The sequence below is a fragment of the Pseudomonas sp. LM13 genome (genome assembly GCF_041381355.1).
Classification (GTDB): domain Bacteria; phylum Pseudomonadota; class Gammaproteobacteria; order Pseudomonadales; family Pseudomonadaceae; genus Stutzerimonas; species Stutzerimonas frequens.
Genome location: NZ_JACBXH010000046.1, coordinates 14,802 through 31,247 on the forward strand (window position 1 = coordinate 14,802; position 16,446 = coordinate 31,247).

The following is a 16,446-nucleotide window of genomic DNA, read 5'->3' on the forward strand; positions in this document are numbered from 1 at the left end:
CGCCCGCAGTACGGGGCGGACAGCTGCCTCACAGCGCCGGCACCTCGCGCAGCAGCCATTGCACCAGCGCACCACCGCCGTGACCGGTGGCATCCGCGCGCTCGCGCAGCCGGTGGCCGACCACGGTGGGCAGCACCGCCTGCACATCCTCCGGAATCACGTAGTCGCGTCCGTCGAGGAAGGCCCAGGCGCGGGCGGCCGCCAGCAAGGCCAGGCTGCCGCGCGGCGACAGCCCCCAGGCGAACTGCGGCTGAGTGCGCGTGGCCTCCACCAGACGCAGCACGTAATCGACAAGGGCATCGCTGACCCGCACATGGCCGACCGCATCCTGGATTGCCCGCAGTTCGTCGTGCTGCAGCAATGGCTCGAGTCGGGTCAGCAGATCGCGCCGGGATTCACCCAGCAACAGCGATTTTTCCGCCGCCTTGGCGGGGTAGCCCAGGGAGACGCGCATCAGGAAGCGATCAAGCTGCGATTCCGGCAACGCGAAGGTGCCGCCAGAGCTCACCGGGTTCTGCGTGGCGATGACGAAGAACGGCTCGGGCAACGGGCGCGTCGCCCCTTCGATGGTGACCTGGCCCTCCTCCATGGCTTCGAGCAGCGCGCTCTGGCTTTTCGGCGTGGCGCGATTTATCTCGTCGGCGAGCACCAGCTCAGCGAAGATCGGCCCGGGATGAAAGACGAACTGTCCGCTGTCCTTGTCGAACACCGAAGTGCCGAGAATGTCGCCAGGCAGCAGGTCGGAGGTGAACTGGATGCGCTGGAATTCCAGGCCCAGCACCTTGGCCAGGGCATGACTCAGGGTGGTCTTGCCCATCCCGGGCATGTCCTCCACCAGCAGGTGACCGCGGGCCAGCAGGCAGGCCATGGCCAGCCGGACCTGCGCCTCCTTGCCGAGCAATACTTCATTGACTGCTTGCAGGCAGGCGTCCAATCGGGTGCGCATAGACTCTCCTTGGTTCGTCCTCCAGCGATGCTACTTGCCGCAAGCAGCCAGGCAAAGCGCTGGAAACGCCCGGTGACGACTTTGTGATATGCAGCCGGAAGGTGTGCAACTGTGTGCTCAGCACAACGGCAAGCGATGCCGAAGGAATGCTAGGGGTGGGAGAGTCATGCGCAGAGCAGTGGCCACTGCTTCAGCCAGTTGCAGGTCTGGAACGGCCGGGCCTGCTTGCGCAAGCATAGCCGGCCCGAGCGGGCCGGCCTATGTTGGAGCTCAGCGTCCGGCGCGGGATTCGCGCAGATAGAAGCGCGCCTTCTGCGCCTTCTGCGTGCAACCGCGGAAGGCTTCGAACTGCTGCTGGGTCTTGGCGCCGGTCAGCAACGCCATGGCCTTGGAATAGCTCACGGTGCCGGCAAAGCCTTCGGCTTCCGCCAGGCTCTGCTCCTTCCATGCGGCATCCAGCTCCGCGGCACAGCTATCACGGTACGCGGTCTTGCCAGCACAACCGGCCAGCAGCACAACCAGCAAAGGCAAAGTCAGCCAGGTTTTCATCGCATCATCCCTCATGTGCCATTCAGGGTTACGGCGCGTTGCGCGCCTTACGGTTACGCAGATACTCGACCACGGACGGCTGGTCACCGGCGAACTCGATCCGCTCGGCCTTGCTTTCGCGCTGGTAGGCGTACATCGGGTCGTAGTATTCGCCCAGCAGCGCCTCGATCCAGGCGCGATGCAGATCGACCGCACCGCTGCGGGCCTGCTCCGCCAACGCCTGATCCATCAGCAGCGCCAGGCGCTGATAACGCTCCCCGCCGAGCCGCTTGTTGATATTGACCAGACTTTGCTGAAGACGCTCAGCGAATGCAGCGAAACCGTTCTCACCCTGTTCGGCGATGAACTCGGCGCACAGGTCGATCACGTAGTCCTTGAGGATGCGCTCGACCCGGCCTTGCAGGCTGTCTTCCAGCCAGATCAACGGAAACTGCTGCATGCCCTGGAACAGCGGCAGCGGGATGGAGCAGCGCCCGACCAGACGCGCCTCGTCCTCGAGCACGAAGCTTTCGATCCCCGCTGCACGCATCTTCAGCAGGCGGATCGCCAGGGCGTTCTCAAAATCGATCTGCGAGGGCTGCGGCGTGGCGCGCTTGCCGAAGCTGGAGCCGCGGTGATTGGCCAGCCCTTCGAGGTCCAGGCTGTTGCCCAGCTGGGCCAGCACCTCGGTCTTGCCGGTCCCGGTCATGCCGCCCACCAGCACGAACTCGCACTGCTCCACCGCCTGCTCAATGGTGTCGAGCAGGAAGTGACGCATCGCCTTGTAACCGCCAACCACGCGCGGATAGTCGATGCCCATCTCGTCCTTCAACCATTGCTGGACGATCTTCGAACGCAAACCACCTCGGAAGCAGTACAGGTAACCGTCCGGGTGGGCGCGGGCGAAATCGGCCCAGGCCTGCAGCCGCTCGGCCTTGGTCTTGCCGGAGACCAGCTGATGGCCCATCTCGATGGCGGCTTTCTGGCCGTGCTGCTTGTAGCAGGTGCCGACCTTCTGCCGCTCCACATCATTCATCAGCGGCAGATTGACCACGCCGGGAAAGGCCCCCTTGCCGAACTCCACCGGCGCACGGGCATCCATCATGGGAACGTCGTTGAGGAACAGCTCGCGATAATTCTCCGTGTCGCCGCGCATCAACGTACCTCGACCGCGTGGCTACGTGCGGCGACCAGCTGGCCGATCGGCTCCAGCGCAAGGCCGAGCTCGGCACAGGCCGCGAGGAACTCCGCCTCGCCCTCCGGCGCCACGGCGACCAACAGCCCGCCACTGGTCTGCGGATCGCAAAGCAGAGGTTTGTGGCGCTCGTCGAGCGTGGCGATGCGCTCACCGTAGCTATCGAAGTTGCGCTGGGTCCCGCCGGGCACGCAGCCCTGCTCCAGGTAGTACTCGATGCCGGGCAGGCGCGGTACGCGGTCGTACTCGATCTCGGCGGTCAGGCCGCTGCCATCGGCCATCTCCACCAGATGACCGAGCAGACCGAAGCCGGTGACGTCGGTCATGGCGCGTACGCCCTCGAGCTTGCCGAAACGGCTGCCGGCGGTGTTCAGCGTGCACATCCAATCGCGGGCCAATCCAACGTCCTCGGCGCGCAGCTTGGCCTTCTTCTCGGCGGTGGTGAGGATGCCGATGCCCAGCGGCTTGGTCAGGTACAGCTTGCAGCCGGCGGTAGCGGTGTCGTTACGCTTCATCTGGCGCTTGTTCACCAGGCCGGTGACGGCCAGCCCGAAGATCGGCTCGGGCGCATCGATCGAGTGCCCGCCGGCCAGCGGAATACCGGCGGCATCGCAGACGGCACGGCCCCCGGCGATCACTTCGCGGGCGACTTCCGGCGGCAGCACGTTGACCGGCCAACCGAGGATCGCGATGGCCATCAGCGGGTCGCCGCCCATGGCATAGATGTCGCTGATGGCATTGGTGGCGGCAATCCGGCCGAAGTCGAAGGGATCATCGACGATGGGCATGAAGAAGTCGGTGGTCGATACCACACCGCGCTCCTCGTCGATGCCATAGACCGCCGCGTCATCGCGCGAGGCGTTGCCGACCCACAGACGCGGATCGAGATTCTGCGCACCGCTGCCGGCAAGAATCACGTCCAGCACCTTGGGCGATATCTTGCAGCCGCAGCCGGCGCCGTGACTGTACTGGGTGAGGCGGATCGGTTCGCTCATCGGACTCTCTCGTGACACGTGCACAAACGGGCGGCGATTGTAGCAAAGGCAGCCACGCATTCGCCCTTGCAGGCTCGGCGGCCAGGCATGAAGCTATCGCCAATGCCACAGGGAGAACCGCATGAGCAAGAAGGTTGCACTGGTATTGGGATCCGGCGGTGCGCGGGGCTATGCGCACATCGGCGTGATCGAGGAGCTGGAAGCACGTGGCTACGAGATCGCCTGCATCGCCGGCTGTTCCATGGGCGCTGTGGTCGGCGGCATCTACGCGGCCGGCAAGCTCGACGAGTACAAGAGCTGGATCGAAAGCCTGGATTACCTGGATCTGCTGCGCCTGGTCGACCCCAGTTTCAGCCTCGGGGCGATCCGCGGCGAAAAGGTCTTCGGGCGCATCCGCGACATGGTCGGCAAGGTCTGCATCGAGGACCTGCCGATCCCCTTCACCGCCGTTGCCACCGACCTCACCAACCAGCAGGAAATCTGGTTCCAGGAAGGCAGCCTGGAGCTGGCGATGCGCGCCTCCGCCGCCATTCCCAGCCTGTTCACCCCGGTGATGCAGGGTAACCGCATGCTGGTCGACGGCGGCCTGCTCAATCCTCTGCCCATCGTCCCGGTGGTGTCGGCGCACTGCGACATGATCATCGCGGTCAACCTCAACGCCAACAACCACAAGCAGTACCCGCTGCCGGAGATCGAGCGCCCCGGACGCTTCGACACGATCATGAGTTCGATCAGTTCGCACCTGCCCTTCTGGCGCAAGGAGGAGACTGCCCTGGCCGAACTCGACGACATCCGCACCGGCGAGTTGCTGCGCGGCGATCAGCCGCCCGCAGCGCCGACCAGCCGCAGCGCTCCGAAATCCGCAGAAGGCGCGACCGTGGTCGACGTGACCGGGCCGGCGTCGCTGCTGGAGCTGATCAACCAGAGTTTCGATGTCATGCAGTCATCCCTGGCGCAGTACAAGATCGCCGGCTACCCGCCGAACGTGCTGGTCAACATCCCCAAGCGGGCCTGCCGCTTCTACGAGTTCTACAAGGCGCTCGAGCTGATCGAGCTCGGACGCATCGTCGCCCACGACGCGCTGGTGCGCTACGAAGAGGAGCAGTGAACGCGCCCCGTCGCTATGGGCCGATCGATTCGCGCGACTCGCCTGGCAGCTGTGTCGACTCGTGGGTCGGCATCTTCGGCACCTCCTTGATCAGCCAGTCGCCGAGCAGACTGTAGGCGACCGCGAGTAGCGTCGGACCGAGGAACAGTCCCATGAAGCCGAAGGCTAGGATGCCGCCGAATACCCCGAGCAGCACCACCACCAGCGGCAGGTTGCCGCCCCGGCTGATGAGATAGGGCTTGAGCACGTTGTCCACGCCGCTGATGACGAACATGCCCCAGATGCCGAGGAACACCGCCATGCCGTAGTCGCCCTGCCAGGCCAGCCAGGCGACTGCCGGCCCCCAGATCAGCGGGGGTACCATGATGAAACTGCAGGCGAAGGTCAGCAGCCCCAGTACCAGCGCACCAGGGATGCCGGCGATGAGAAAACCGACGTAGGCCAAAATCGCCTGCGCCGCGGCGGTCCCGATCACCCCGTTGACCACGCGCTGCACCGTTCCGGCCACTAACTCGAGGTAATGATCCGCGCGATCACCGATCAGCCGGTGCAGCAGACTGTGCACGAAGGCCGACAGGCGCGGGCCGTCGCGATAGAAGAAGAACACCAGCACCAGGCTCAGTGCCAATTCGAGCATGCCGCCGCCGATTCGCGCACTGCGCACCAGCAGCCAGTTGGCGACCTGACCGATGTAGGGGCGAATGCTGGCGATCAGCGCAGTTCCCTGCTCGTCTACCGTGTCCCAGAAGCTCACCAGCGAATCGCCGATCAACGGCAACTCACCGAGCCAGTCTGGCGCTGGCGGCAGTCCCTCAACCTGCAGGTCATGCAACAGCGCGTTGGCATCACGAATCTGGTCGGCGATATTGAAACCCAGCCATACCAGCGGCACGGCCACCAGCACCATCCAGCTGAAGGTGAGCAAGCCAGCGGCAAGCGTGGCGTTACCGTTCAGCCAGCGGGTCAGCAGGCGCATCAGCGGCCAGCTGGCGAAAGCCAGCACGGCAGCCCAGAACAAGGCGGAAGCAAATGGAGCCAGCACCCAGAGGCAGGCCGCCAGCAAGCCGACCAGCAGGATCTGCACAAGCAGGCGATCATTGTTGAGCATGGGAAGTTACTCTAGAGATTAGAGCCGACGCGTCCTCTCGTTTGCGGATGCGTCGGTAAAGTCGGCTATTGCAGCCGCAATGACCGATCAGCGCAATAGCCTGATGAGCAGGCCGGCCTGCTCGGAATCATCCACCTCGAGCCGTCCGGGGCGAATGCGTTCGACGATCAGCGCCTCGCGCCAGGCTACCGCACCGCGTCCGGCTAGGCTGATGCGCATGGTGCTGTCCAGGCGCAACATGCTGGCCAGGATGCCGCCCCACTCTGCCGTCGGCTCATCGGCAAGACGAGGCAATTGCAGCTCACCGGTGCTACGCAATTGCCGCAACAGGGTCGCCGCGGTAGGTAATACCTCACCCAGCGGTTGTTCCGGCCGAAGCTGCTCCACATGCAGGTAAGGTCGGCCATTGCCACGGGTAATACCGTAGAGCGCCACCAGGCTGCCATCGACCTCCGGCAAACGCGCCAACAGGTAGGCCTGCTGGCCCTCTGGCCCGTAAAGCATGGATTTGCCGAAGATGGCGTTGGCCCAGAGGCTGCTGGAACCACATTCGCGCCCTTCGCACCAGAAAAGCAGCTCAGCACCCTGGCGCAACAGTTCACCCCGGGCCTGGGTGAACGCTTCGATACCGGTGTGCGTAGCTGGTAGCAGGTAAGTGATGGCCGTAAGCTCGCCAGAAACGGTGACTTGTGCAGCCATACGCAGTTTGCCGCTGATGCGCCGGATCGAATCCTGCGGATAGACGCGCTCCTGCACCTGATCCTGCCGATAATCGACGATCTGAGCCTGAGCAAAACGGGAAAGCGCCTCCAGATCGGCACTGCCGGGTATATCGGCGGCCCCCGCTGCACCAGCGAACAGTAACGATGCCACTATCCATGCACTTCGCATAACACTCCTCAATGGACATGGGCACGAGACTGACATCGATGAATAGCCAGTCTGGAACAATGACGCCGGCCGAGGACCGATCAGCTCACAGCCCGCATGAACGCGCTGGCCGGCCAGCGCCGTTGCCAGCCTCACCACTTGCCAAAAACAAGTCAAGCGAGGCTTTACGAGAGAGTATTGCAGAGGTGTGCAGCTGCTACGCCTGAAAGAACGCGTTGAATAGCGAGGCGACCGCTTCGGCGCCGGCTTCGTCGTCCAGATGCAGATGATGCCCGCCGGGCAGTTCGCGAACGGCGAACGGTAGCCCCTGGACCATCGAACGCAGCTCTGGCTGGGTCATCAACCCGCCCTCTGCCAGCACCAGGCTGGCTGGACACGCCACCCGCTCGACGAACGCCAGGGCGTGGGCGCGTGTCAGGCGCATCGCCGAAGGCAACATAAGGCGCGCATCGGTGCGCCAGGTGTAACCTCCCGGCACCGGCATCAACCCGCGCTGAGCCAATAGCTGCGCGGCCTCGTGACTGACCGCACCAACGCCTTTCATACGCGCAGCAACGGCCTGATCAAAGGTGGCATAAACCGGCTTGCGTTTGTCATCTACCGCCAGCAGCGCCTCGATCGCCGCACCCAGCTTCTGCGGTGCTTCGTCCGCTTCGCCGGTGTAGGGAATCACGCCATCGATCAAGGCCAGCCGCTCGATCCGCTCGGGCAACGCACCGGCCAGCAGGACCGAGACGATCGCCCCCATGGAATGTCCGAGCAGGGAGAAACGCTTCCAGCCGAACTGCTCGGCGACTTGCAGCACGTCGTGGGCATAGTCCCAGATGTTGTAACTGGCCCCGACCGGACGATGGTCGGAATGGCCGTGACCTGGCAAATCGAGCGCAACGATGCGCAGCCCCTGCAAGCGCGGCGCAAGCCGGGTGAAGGTCGCCGCGTTGTCCAGCCAGCCGTGCAAGGCAATCACTGGCTGACCATCTTCAGGCCCGTACAGGTGGGCCGCCACCTCGAGGTGAGGCAGGCTCAGTCGGACCTCTTCGAACAGGACACTCATGCCGCCCCCTTGGATAGCTCCAGCTGCGCACCCCAGCGGCCGAGCAGCTCGCGCAATTTCTCGGCGGTCTGCTGCGGCCGCTCGAACGGGAACATGTGCCCACCGGGTAGCGTATGCGCTTCGCCACGCGCCATCAGCCGCAGCAGGTAGCCGTGATGCGGCAGCACCACGCGGCTTTCGCGGCCACGCACCATGGCCAGTGGAATCCTCAGTGCCGGCGGCCAGCCCGGCGTGAGATGCGGCACGCTGCGGTAGATGCTGATTTCGGTCTGCGGATCGAAGCGCAGGCGCATTCCCTGCCCTGTCGGCTCCAGCCCATGTTCGATATAGGCTTCGAGACATTCCGGGTCGAAGCTGCTGAACAAAGCCTTGCCGGCGAAGTAGGCACGCGCTTCCTCGGCGCTGGAAAACTGCTCGCGACGTCCAAGCGTACGGCCAGCCGGGGTCAGTCGGTCGATGAAGCCCAGGCGCTTGGCGGCCCAGATGACGGTCTGGTCGAACCAGGTCGGCAACGGTGAATCGAGCATGACCACCCCGTGATAGAAGTCGGGCCGCAACAATGCGGCGCGGTAGTGCAGCATGCCGCCGAAGGAATGGCCCACGCCCCAGACCGGCTCGCGCAGACGCTCGAGTTGCTCGAACAATTCCTCGAGCAGGTTGTTCCAGTTGTCATCCACCGGAAAGCGCGGATCGTGACCGTGACGATCCATGTGCGTGACCTGATATTCCGGCGCGAGCGCCTCGAACAGCTTGCGATAGGTCGCAGAAGGAAAGCCGTTGGCGTGGGCGAAGAAGATGCGTTGCGTCATGAAGAAAGTGTTGCCGGACGGACTGGATCGCCATTGTCCGGCAGGCCCCGGCAGGCAGCAATCGCCATAGTCCTGCCGAATGAAGGGCATTCAGGCCAATCAGCAGGCCGCAATGGCGACCCGCCGCGTGCTCAGTTCCTTTCCAGCGGCACGATTGCGACGGTCAGCCGGGAAATGCAGCTGGGCTTGCCGTCCTCACCACTCAGGCGGATATCCCAGACGTGCGTGGAGCGCCCTAGATGCACCGGTCGGCACACACCTGTGACGCGACCGCTGCGCAAGCCGCGCAGATGATTGGCGTTCACCTCGAGCCCGACGCAGTAGAACTTGCTGGTATCGATGCAGTGATAACTGGCCATGGAACCGAGGGTCTCGGCCAGGACGACCGAAGCACCACCATGCAAAAGGCCGTAAGGCTGATGGGTGCGGGCATCGACCGGCATGCTTGCCGTGATCGATGACTCGTCGAACGATTCGAAGCGGATATCCAGCAATTCGCTAATGGTGTTCTTGCGCGTGCTATGCAGTGCTTCCAGGTCGGGCTGACGGTGCCAGATGCTCAAGGGACGTGCTCCTGATGGTTATTGTCGTTGGCTCACCTCACACGGAGCGGCGAGGTGAGCAGCAGCAACCCTAACCAACGTCGTGCAGCGATACCAGTCGCATCAGCCCGCCGGCGATCGCCTCGCCTTCGAGCTCCGCCAGCGATGCAGTTGCCATCGGCAGCGGATCGCCGTAGTGGCCGTTGACCAGCCAACCGGCCAGGTTGCCGACGAAGGGCTGGTGGGTGACCAGGAGCAGATCGTGCTCGCCACGCGAATCGAGCGCTCTCAGGGCCTCCTGCAGATCCGACTCGGGCGTGGCCCAGTCCACGGTTTCGCGCCGGCCGCTGAAGCCCAGCGCCGCGCAGACCTCGTCCGCAGTCTGCTGCGCGCGCCGGTACGGGCTCACAAGGATCGTCTGCAGCGGTTTGCCTCGCAGAAAGGTGGCACTGCGCCGGACATCTCGACGCCCACCCTCGGTCAGATTGCGCTCGGCATCGGTGCGCGCGTTCGGCTCGGCGTGACCATGACGCAACAACCACAGCCTCATGGTGCCGGCCCCTCCTTCGGCTGCTCCGGCGCGGCGGGAGGTGCCGGCGGTGTCAGCTCGACGTCAGCCGGTCTCGGCGCCGGCCAGTCGGACAGCGGCCAGGGCTTTTGCTCGGTATTGAAAGTAGCGAAGCGTCCGATCTGCGCAACGTACTGACTGAGGCTGTCACCGAAGCCCTGCAGACTGGCGTCCGGGTGCCCCTTGACCAGACGCAGCACCAGCTGCAGGACCACCACGACCAGCAGCACCAGTTCGGCCAGTTGCCAGACGAAGAAGAAGATCAGCATCCAGACGGCTCGTAGAATCAAGGATTCCCGGTCCGTCGCCTGATTGGATTGGTTCATGGAGTCTCCTGGAGCTCGGTTCAGAATCCGTCGGTTGAAATGAAATCCACGTCGGTCTTGGGCTCACCACGCATCAGCATGGCGATGATCTGATCGAGCGTACGACCCTCGAACAGAATGGCGTGCAACCCCGCGACCAGCGGCATGTAGACCTGCAGTTCCTCGGCCTTGCATTTGAGCACCTTGATGGTGTTCACGCCTTCGGCAACTTCGCCCAGGCGGGAAACCGCCTCGTCCAGGCTTAGTCCTTCGCCAAGCGCATAGCCCACCTGGAAGTTGCGGCTCTTGGGTGAAGTACAGGTGACGATCAGGTCGCCGACACCGGCCAGGCCGAGAAAGGTCATGGGGTTGGCCCCCAGCTTCACCGCGAAGCGTGTCATTTCCGCCAGGGCCCGGGTAATCAGCATGCTGCGCGTGTTCTCGCCCATGCCCAGCGCGGCTGCCATGCCGGCCATGATCGCGTAGACGTTTTTCAGCGCCCCGCCCAATTCGACACCGAATCGATCGGAACTGGCGTAGACGCGGAAGGTACGACCATGCAGGACCTGCTGTACGCTGCGGCACAACGCCTCGTCCTGACTCGCCACGACGGTAGCGGTCAGCGCGTGTTCGGCCACTTCACGAGCCAGGTTCGGTCCAGACAGCACGCCGATACGAGCCTGTGGCGCAATCTGCTCGAGAATCTGGCTCATCAGCGTAAAACCGTCCGCCTCGATGCCCTTGGTGGTGCTGATCAGCATCTTGCCGCCCAGCTGCGCGGCGAACGGCTGCAACGCCTGGCGCAGGGCGCTGGAGGGCAGCGCGACGAAAACCAGCTCGCAAGCTTCAAGGGTCGACGCCAGATCCGTGGTCGGCTCCACCTGCGGCAGAACCTCGACGCCCTTCAGATATCGCGGGTTCTGCCGCTGCGTACGTATGCACTCGGCCTGCTGTGCATCGCGCATCCAGAGCAGGACGTGATGCCCGTTCTCGGCCAGCAGGTTGGCGATCGCGGTACCGAAACTGCCGCCGCCGAGTACCGCGATGGATTGCTGTTGTGTCATGTGGTTTCCGTTATGAGCCATTCGCGATGGCAGTGACGGGCATTATACGTTTCATGCTGGCGGCCACCAGCGCAAAGCCAAACCCCGCCAAATCATCGACTTAGCGCCGCGTCTGCACCGCTGAGATACGCATTTGCGAGCAATAGGCAACCGTCACTGCAACGATTGTCTATAGAGGACACGCTGTCGCAAGGTCCTCGTTAGCAGTTCAGGAGTGTTAAAGTAGCCGCCCAATTCTGTCTTTGCGCCCTTCGGCCACAGATATGGCATGAATGGCGTCGCTGTTGTCAGGCTGTGACTTTAGCCACAACGCGACAGTCTATGACTAGTCTTGATGATCAGGCCTCGAACTCGGGCCCGGTATGTAAGCAGCAAAGCCCTTCGCGGGGCCCATTGAGGAATACGCATGACCAAACAACACGCCTTTACTCGGGAAGACCTGCTTCGTTGCAGCCGCGGCGAACTCTTCGGTCCCGGTAATGCGCAACTGCCTGCGCCGAACATGCTGATGGTCGACCGTATCGTTCACATCAGCGAAGTGGGCGGCAAGTATGGCAAGGGCGAGCTGGTCGCCGAGCTGGATATCAACCCTGATCTCTGGTTCTTCGCCTGCCACTTCGAAGGCGATCCGGTCATGCCCGGCTGCCTGGGCCTCGATGCCATGTGGCAGCTGGTCGGCTTCTACCTCGGCTGGCAGGGCAACCCTGGCCGCGGCCGCGCCCTCGGCTCGGGCGAAGTGAAGTTCTTCGGTCAGGTGCTGCCGACCGCGAAGAAGGTCACCTACAACATCCACATCAAGCGCACCATCAACCGCTCGCTGATTCTCGGTATCGCCGACGGCACCGTTAGCGTTGATGGCCGCGAGATCTACAGTGCCGAAGGCTTGCGCGTCGGCCTGTTCACCTCTACCGACAGCTTTTGAAGGACATCCGCATGCGTCGCGTCGTGATCACTGGCCTGGGTATCGTTTCCTGCCTGGGCAATGACAAAGAGACCGTCTCCGGCAACCTGCGCGCCGGTCGCCCCGGCATTCGCTTCAACCAGTCCTATGCGGACATGGGGCTGCGCAGCCAGGTCTCGGGCTCCGTCAACCTGAACCTCGAAGAGCTGATCGACCGCAAGGTCCTGCGCTTCATGGGTGACGCCGCCGCCTACGCCTACCTGGCGATGGAGCAGGCCGTGAAGGACGCCGGCTTCAGCCTGGATGACATTTCCAACCCGCGCATCGGCCTGGTGGCCGGCTCGGGTGGGGCTTCCACCATCAACCAGATGGAAGCCATCGACATCCTGCGCGACAAGGGCGTCAAGCGCATCGGCCCATACCGCGTGCCGCGCACCATGAGCAGCACGGTATCCGCCTGCCTGGCCACGCCGTTCCGCATCAAGGGCATCAACTACTCCATCGCGTCGGCCTGCGCTACCAGCGCGCATTGCATCGGCCATGCCATGGAGCAGATCCAGATGGGCAAGCAGGACGTCGTCTTCGCCGGTGGTGGTGAAGAGGAGCACTGGAGCCAGAGCTGCCTGTTCGACGCCATGGGCGCCCTGTCCAGCCAGTACAACGAAACCCCGGAAAAGGCCTCGCGCGCCTACGATGCCAAGCGTGACGGATTCGTCATCGCCGGCGGCGGCGGCATGGTGGTGGTCGAAGAGCTGGAGCACGCCCTCAAGCGCGGCGCCAAGATCTACGCCGAGATCGTCGGCTACGGCGCCACTTCCGACGGCTACGACATGGTCGCACCGAGCGGTGAAGGCGCCCTGCGCTGCATGCAGCAGGCGATGTCCACCGTCGAGGGCTCGATCGACTACCTCAACACCCACGGCACCTCCACCCCGGTGGGCGACGTGGCCGAGATCAAGGCCGTACGCAACATGTTCGGCGACAAGGTCCCGACCATCAGCTCGACCAAGAGCCTGTCCGGCCACTCGCTGGGCGCCGCCGGCGTTCACGAAGCGATCTACTCGATGCTGATGATGGAAGGCAACTTCATCGCCGGCTCGGCCAACATCGACGAGTTGGACCCGGAAGTCGCCGACATGCCGATCCTTCGCGAAACCCGCGAGAACGCTCAGATCGACACGATCATGAGCAACAGCTTCGGGTTCGGCGGCACCAATGCCACGCTGGTACTGCGTCGCTACAAGGCCTGAGCCAGCAGCAAGCGACACATGAGAACGGCGCCCTAGGGCGCCGTTCTTGTTTCCGCGATCAGTTGATTCAGACGCGCCGCTCAGCACCCTCGTCGATATCGCCATGGGCGATACAGGAGGCTGCAGTGAACAGCACGTCAGTCGACGAGTTCAGCGCGGTTTCTGCCGAGTCCTGCACCACGCCGATGATGAAGCCGACCGCCACGACCTGCATCGCCAGGTCATTGGAGATCCCGAACAGGCTGCAGGCCAGCGGAATGAGCAGCAGCGAGCCGCCGGCGACACCCGAGGCCCCGCAGGCGCAGACCGCCGCCAACAGGCTCAGCAGCACCGCCGTGGCGATATCCACCTGAATGCCGAGAGTATTGACCGCAGCCAGCGTAAGCACCGTGATGGTGATTGCCGCCCCACCCATGTTGATTGTCGCACCCAGCGGGATGGACACCGAGTAGGTGTCCTTGTGCAACCCGAGACGCTGGCACAACTGCATGTTCACCGGAATATTGGCAGCCGAACTGCGCGTGAAGAAGGCCGTGATGCCACTCTCACGAAGACAGGTGAGTACCAGCGGATAGGGATTGCGGCGAATCTGCCAGAACACGATCAGCGGGTTCATCACCAGCGCCATGAACAGCATGGCGCCCACCAGCACGAGCAGCAGCCGGACATAGCCCAGCAGCACATCGAAGCCCGAATCGGCCAGCGTACCGGCGACCAGGCCGAACACACCGAGCGGCGCGAAGCGGATCACCACCTTGACGATCAGCGTGACGCCATCGGACAGGTCGCCAATCAGCCGCCGCGTGCTGTCCTGTGCATGGCGAAAGGCGAAGCCGAGACCGATTGCCCACGCCAGGATGCCGATGAAGTTGCCATTGAGCAGCGCACGCACCGGGTTGTCGACGATATTGAACAGCAGCGTATTGAGGACCGCTCCTACCCCGGACGGCGGTATCACGTCAGTTGCTTCGCTTACCAGCGTCAGCGAGGTCGGAAACAGGAAGCTCGCCAGCACCGCAACCGCCGCCGCACTCAGCGTACCCAGCGCGTAAAGCACGATGATGGGCCGTATGTGGGTGGGCTGACCGCGCTTGTGGTTGGCCAGTGACGAAGTCACCAACACGAATACCAGAACCGGCGCTACGGCCTTGAGCGCCTGAACGAACAGGTCGCCCAGCAGCGCGGCCGATTTGGCGGCAGCCGGCAGGAAGAGCGCCAGTAACGCTCCGACGACCAGTCCGATGACGATCTGGAGTACCAGACTGGTGCGACTGATGAAGCGGACGATTCGAGGCATATCGGACATAGGCGCATCTCGCAGCTGGGAAAGAACGACCCCGAACGGACCGTTCCTGCCATGGAAAAACGCGGGATGGTACGCCGCTGGACCGCCCATGCCCAGCATTGAGCTGTCACGGGTGGGCGAAGTAGTCGGCTCGAAGCGCTTGAAGAACAAAGGGCGCCCTGGCGAGCGCCCTCGGGATCAGACCTGGAAGCGTGCCACGAGATTGTTCAGGTCGATCGCCAGGCGTGCCAGCTCCTGACTGGCTGCACTGGTCTGGTTTGCACCCGCTGAAGATTGCAGCGACAGATCGCGAATGTTCACCAGATTGCGATCAACCTCTCGGGCGACCTGAGCCTGCTCCTCCGACGCACTGGCGATCACCAGGTTGCGCTCGCTGATCTGGCTGATCGCGCTGGCGATGCCATCGAGCGCCTCACCGGCTGCCCGCGCCAGCTCCAGCGTGGTCCTGGCGCGCTCATTGCTCGCCTGCATGGCATGCACCGCCTTGTCGGTGCCCTGATGTACATCGCCGATCATCTGTTCGATTTCTGCGGTCGACTGCTGTGTGCGGTGCGCCAGAGCCCTCACCTCATCGGCAACCACGGCGAACCCCCGTCCAGCATCACCGGCGCGCGCCGCTTCGATAGCCGCGTTGAGGGCCAGCAGGTTGGTCTGCTCCGCGATGGAGCGAATCACGTCCAGCACCTTGCTGATATCGCGCACCTGGCCTGCCAACCGCTCCACCTCGGTGGCCGTCTGGGTTACGTCGCCCGCCAGCAGGTCGATCGACTCGACCGTGCGGATGACCTGCTGCCGACCATGCTGCGCCGTCTCGTCGGACTCGCGCGAGGCTTCGGACGTCGCGACGGCATTGCGCGCCACCTCATCCACCGCGGTGGTCATTTCGTTGACTGCGGTGGCGGCCTGCTCGATCTCGTGGTTTTGCTGATGCAAGCCACGGGTAGAGTCTTCGGTCACGACGTTGAGCTCTTCCGCCGCCGAGGCCAACTGGTTGGATGAGTGGGAAATACCCTGGATGGTATCGCGAAGACTTTGCTGCATGGCCTGAAGCGCGACGAGCAGGCGCGCGGGCTCGTCATTGCCGACCACCCGAATGCTGCGGGTCAGATCGCCGCCCGCGATGACTTCGGCGACGCCGACAGCCTCGGCCAGCGGTTGAACGATGCTGCGGGTCAGCAATAGTGCCAGGATGATGGTCGCGATGACCGCCAGCACCATGGCGACCACTACACCCTGGAAAGCGCTAGCCGCGACTGCCATGGAGTTGGCGCTAGCCGCATCGGCGGCTTTACGCTTGATGTCGATAATGTCGCGCAAGGTCTCCGAAGTGACGCGCGCATGCTCGTTGAGCTCGCCTCGTGTGATCGCGATCGCCTCATCCGTACGTCCCTGCAACGCGAGATCTATCATCTGCCGCTGAAAGGTCTCGTAGCGGGCCAGGGATTGATCGAATGTCGCCAGCAGCGCTTTGCCCTGGGCGTCCTGAACCAGGCGATCCAAATCCTCGCGCTCTTGCGCCAGCGTTCTGCGGAGCGTCTGCAGGCCGTCTACACCGCTGCGCTGCTCTTGCTGGTCACCAATAAGCAGCCGCAAGGTTCCGGCACGGATACGTAGGAAATCCTGGTTTGCTTGACCCAACAACTGAATCGTTGGTAACAGATGCTGCCCGATTTCCTCAGTCTCATCCTCCATTGCCGAGATGCGCGTCAGCGCGAAAACGCCGAGCGCAAAGACCAGCAACGCCACGATGCCGAACCCCAAGCCAGCCCTCAGGGCAATCTTCATCTGTCTGAACATAACGCGACCTCATACGACTACGGTAATAACCGTATATCGGATGAGGTCACCGGTAACTTGACCCCTCTGGAGAAATATG

The 16,446-nt window shown here is 63.5% G+C and carries 17 protein-coding genes and 1 pseudogene; 3 read left to right on the plus strand and 15 right to left on the minus strand.

What is annotated here, in order from left to right; translation table 11 throughout:
- Positions 1 to 28 precede the first annotated feature (28 nt).
- The 4 genes from HZR81_RS20600 to selD all read right to left on the minus strand — a co-directional run bounded on the left by HZR81_RS20600 (position 29) and on the right by selD (position 3,664).
- The gene (locus tag HZR81_RS20600; protein WP_102841263.1) at positions 29 to 946 is read right to left on the minus strand and encodes an AAA family ATPase; all 918 of its coding nucleotides are present in this window, start codon (positions 944 to 946) and stop codon (positions 29 to 31) included.
- A gap of 270 nt (positions 947 to 1,216) precedes the next feature.
- Positions 1,217 to 1,495, minus strand: a complete 279-nt coding sequence (locus HZR81_RS20605; RefSeq protein ID WP_011913049.1) for a hypothetical protein — start codon at positions 1,493 to 1,495, stop codon at positions 1,217 to 1,219.
- A gap of 28 nt (positions 1,496 to 1,523) precedes the next feature.
- Positions 1,524 to 2,630 (minus strand): tRNA 2-selenouridine(34) synthase MnmH, encoded by a 1,107-nt coding sequence (gene mnmH, locus HZR81_RS20610; protein ID WP_084903266.1) that lies wholly within the window; start codon positions 2,628 to 2,630, stop codon positions 1,524 to 1,526.
- Complete coding sequence (selD, locus tag HZR81_RS20615) at positions 2,630 to 3,664, minus strand: selenide, water dikinase SelD (protein WP_253749429.1); 1,035 nt, start codon at positions 3,662 to 3,664, stop codon at positions 2,630 to 2,632. The genes mnmH and selD overlap by 1 nt, the downstream gene beginning before the upstream one ends.
- Positions 3,665 to 3,785: 121 nt before the next feature.
- Here selD and HZR81_RS20620 point away from each other — a divergent pair, with 121 nt between their 5' ends.
- Complete coding sequence (locus HZR81_RS20620) at positions 3,786 to 4,772, plus strand: patatin-like phospholipase family protein (protein WP_500129111.1); 987 nt, start codon at positions 3,786 to 3,788, stop codon at positions 4,770 to 4,772.
- 13 nt (positions 4,773 to 4,785) lie between these two features.
- On the opposite strand, the gene HZR81_RS20625 is transcribed toward HZR81_RS20620, so the two are convergent.
- From HZR81_RS20625 to HZR81_RS20660, 8 genes are all read right to left on the minus strand, one after another.
- On the minus strand, positions 4,786 to 5,880 hold the full coding sequence (locus tag HZR81_RS20625; protein WP_500129112.1) for an AI-2E family transporter: 1,095 nt from the start codon (positions 5,878 to 5,880) through the stop codon (positions 4,786 to 4,788).
- Between the two features lie 87 nt (positions 5,881 to 5,967).
- On the minus strand, positions 5,968 to 6,771 hold the full coding sequence (locus HZR81_RS20630; protein ID WP_200629910.1) for a DUF4892 domain-containing protein: 804 nt from the start codon (positions 6,769 to 6,771) through the stop codon (positions 5,968 to 5,970).
- 196 nt (positions 6,772 to 6,967) lie between these two features.
- The gene (locus tag HZR81_RS20635; protein WP_476477882.1) at positions 6,968 to 7,825 is read right to left on the minus strand and encodes an alpha/beta hydrolase; all 858 of its coding nucleotides are present in this window, start codon (positions 7,823 to 7,825) and stop codon (positions 6,968 to 6,970) included.
- On the minus strand, positions 7,822 to 8,634 hold the full coding sequence (locus HZR81_RS20640) for an alpha/beta fold hydrolase (RefSeq protein ID WP_500129113.1): 813 nt from the start codon (positions 8,632 to 8,634) through the stop codon (positions 7,822 to 7,824). The genes HZR81_RS20635 and HZR81_RS20640 overlap by 4 nt, the downstream gene beginning before the upstream one ends.
- A 131-nt stretch (positions 8,635 to 8,765) precedes the next feature.
- Positions 8,766 to 9,197: a hotdog fold thioesterase gene (locus HZR81_RS20645; protein WP_049339648.1), complete on the minus strand. Its 432-nt coding sequence runs from the start codon at positions 9,195 to 9,197 to the stop codon at positions 8,766 to 8,768.
- Between the two features lie 70 nt (positions 9,198 to 9,267).
- Positions 9,268 to 9,726 (minus strand): phosphohistidine phosphatase SixA, encoded by a 459-nt coding sequence (sixA, locus tag HZR81_RS20650; protein WP_125868987.1) that lies wholly within the window; start codon positions 9,724 to 9,726, stop codon positions 9,268 to 9,270.
- Positions 9,723 to 10,070 (minus strand): DUF4389 domain-containing protein, encoded by a 348-nt coding sequence (locus tag HZR81_RS20655; protein WP_049339644.1) that lies wholly within the window; start codon positions 10,068 to 10,070, stop codon positions 9,723 to 9,725. The genes sixA and HZR81_RS20655 overlap by 4 nt, the downstream gene beginning before the upstream one ends.
- A gap of 20 nt (positions 10,071 to 10,090) precedes the next feature.
- Positions 10,091 to 11,113, minus strand: a complete 1,023-nt coding sequence (locus HZR81_RS20660; RefSeq protein WP_102841272.1) for an NAD(P)H-dependent glycerol-3-phosphate dehydrogenase — start codon at positions 11,111 to 11,113, stop codon at positions 10,091 to 10,093.
- Positions 11,114 to 11,519: 406 nt separating this feature from the next.
- Here HZR81_RS20660 and fabA point away from each other — a divergent pair, with 406 nt between their 5' ends.
- Both fabA and fabB read left to right on the plus strand, forming a co-directional pair.
- Positions 11,520 to 12,035 carry a 3-hydroxyacyl-[acyl-carrier-protein] dehydratase FabA gene (fabA, locus tag HZR81_RS20665; protein WP_003285418.1) on the plus strand — a complete coding sequence of 172 codons (516 nt, stop codon included), beginning with the start codon at positions 11,520 to 11,522 and terminating at the stop codon, positions 12,033 to 12,035.
- Positions 12,036 to 12,046: 11 nt separating this feature from the next.
- Positions 12,047 to 13,264: a beta-ketoacyl-ACP synthase I gene (gene fabB, locus HZR81_RS20670; RefSeq protein ID WP_011913036.1), complete on the plus strand. Its 1,218-nt coding sequence runs from the start codon at positions 12,047 to 12,049 to the stop codon at positions 13,262 to 13,264.
- 67 nt (positions 13,265 to 13,331) lie between these two features.
- Here fabB and sstT read toward each other — a convergent pair whose 3' ends face one another.
- The 3 genes and pseudogenes from sstT to HZR81_RS20685 all read right to left on the minus strand — a co-directional run.
- Positions 13,332 to 14,570, minus strand: coding sequence for a serine/threonine transporter SstT (gene sstT / locus HZR81_RS20675; RefSeq protein ID WP_125921235.1), 1,239 nt, complete (start codon positions 14,568 to 14,570; stop codon positions 13,332 to 13,334).
- Between the two features lie 177 nt (positions 14,571 to 14,747).
- Positions 14,748 to 15,788, minus strand: a complete 1,041-nt coding sequence (locus HZR81_RS20680; protein WP_500129115.1) for a methyl-accepting chemotaxis protein — start codon at positions 15,786 to 15,788, stop codon at positions 14,748 to 14,750.
- A gap of 45 nt (positions 15,789 to 15,833) precedes the next feature.
- Positions 15,834 to 16,367 (minus strand): annotated as a pseudogene (locus HZR81_RS20685) (MCP four helix bundle domain-containing protein); the annotation flags it as partial.
- Between the last annotated feature and the right edge of the window lie 79 nt (positions 16,368 to 16,446).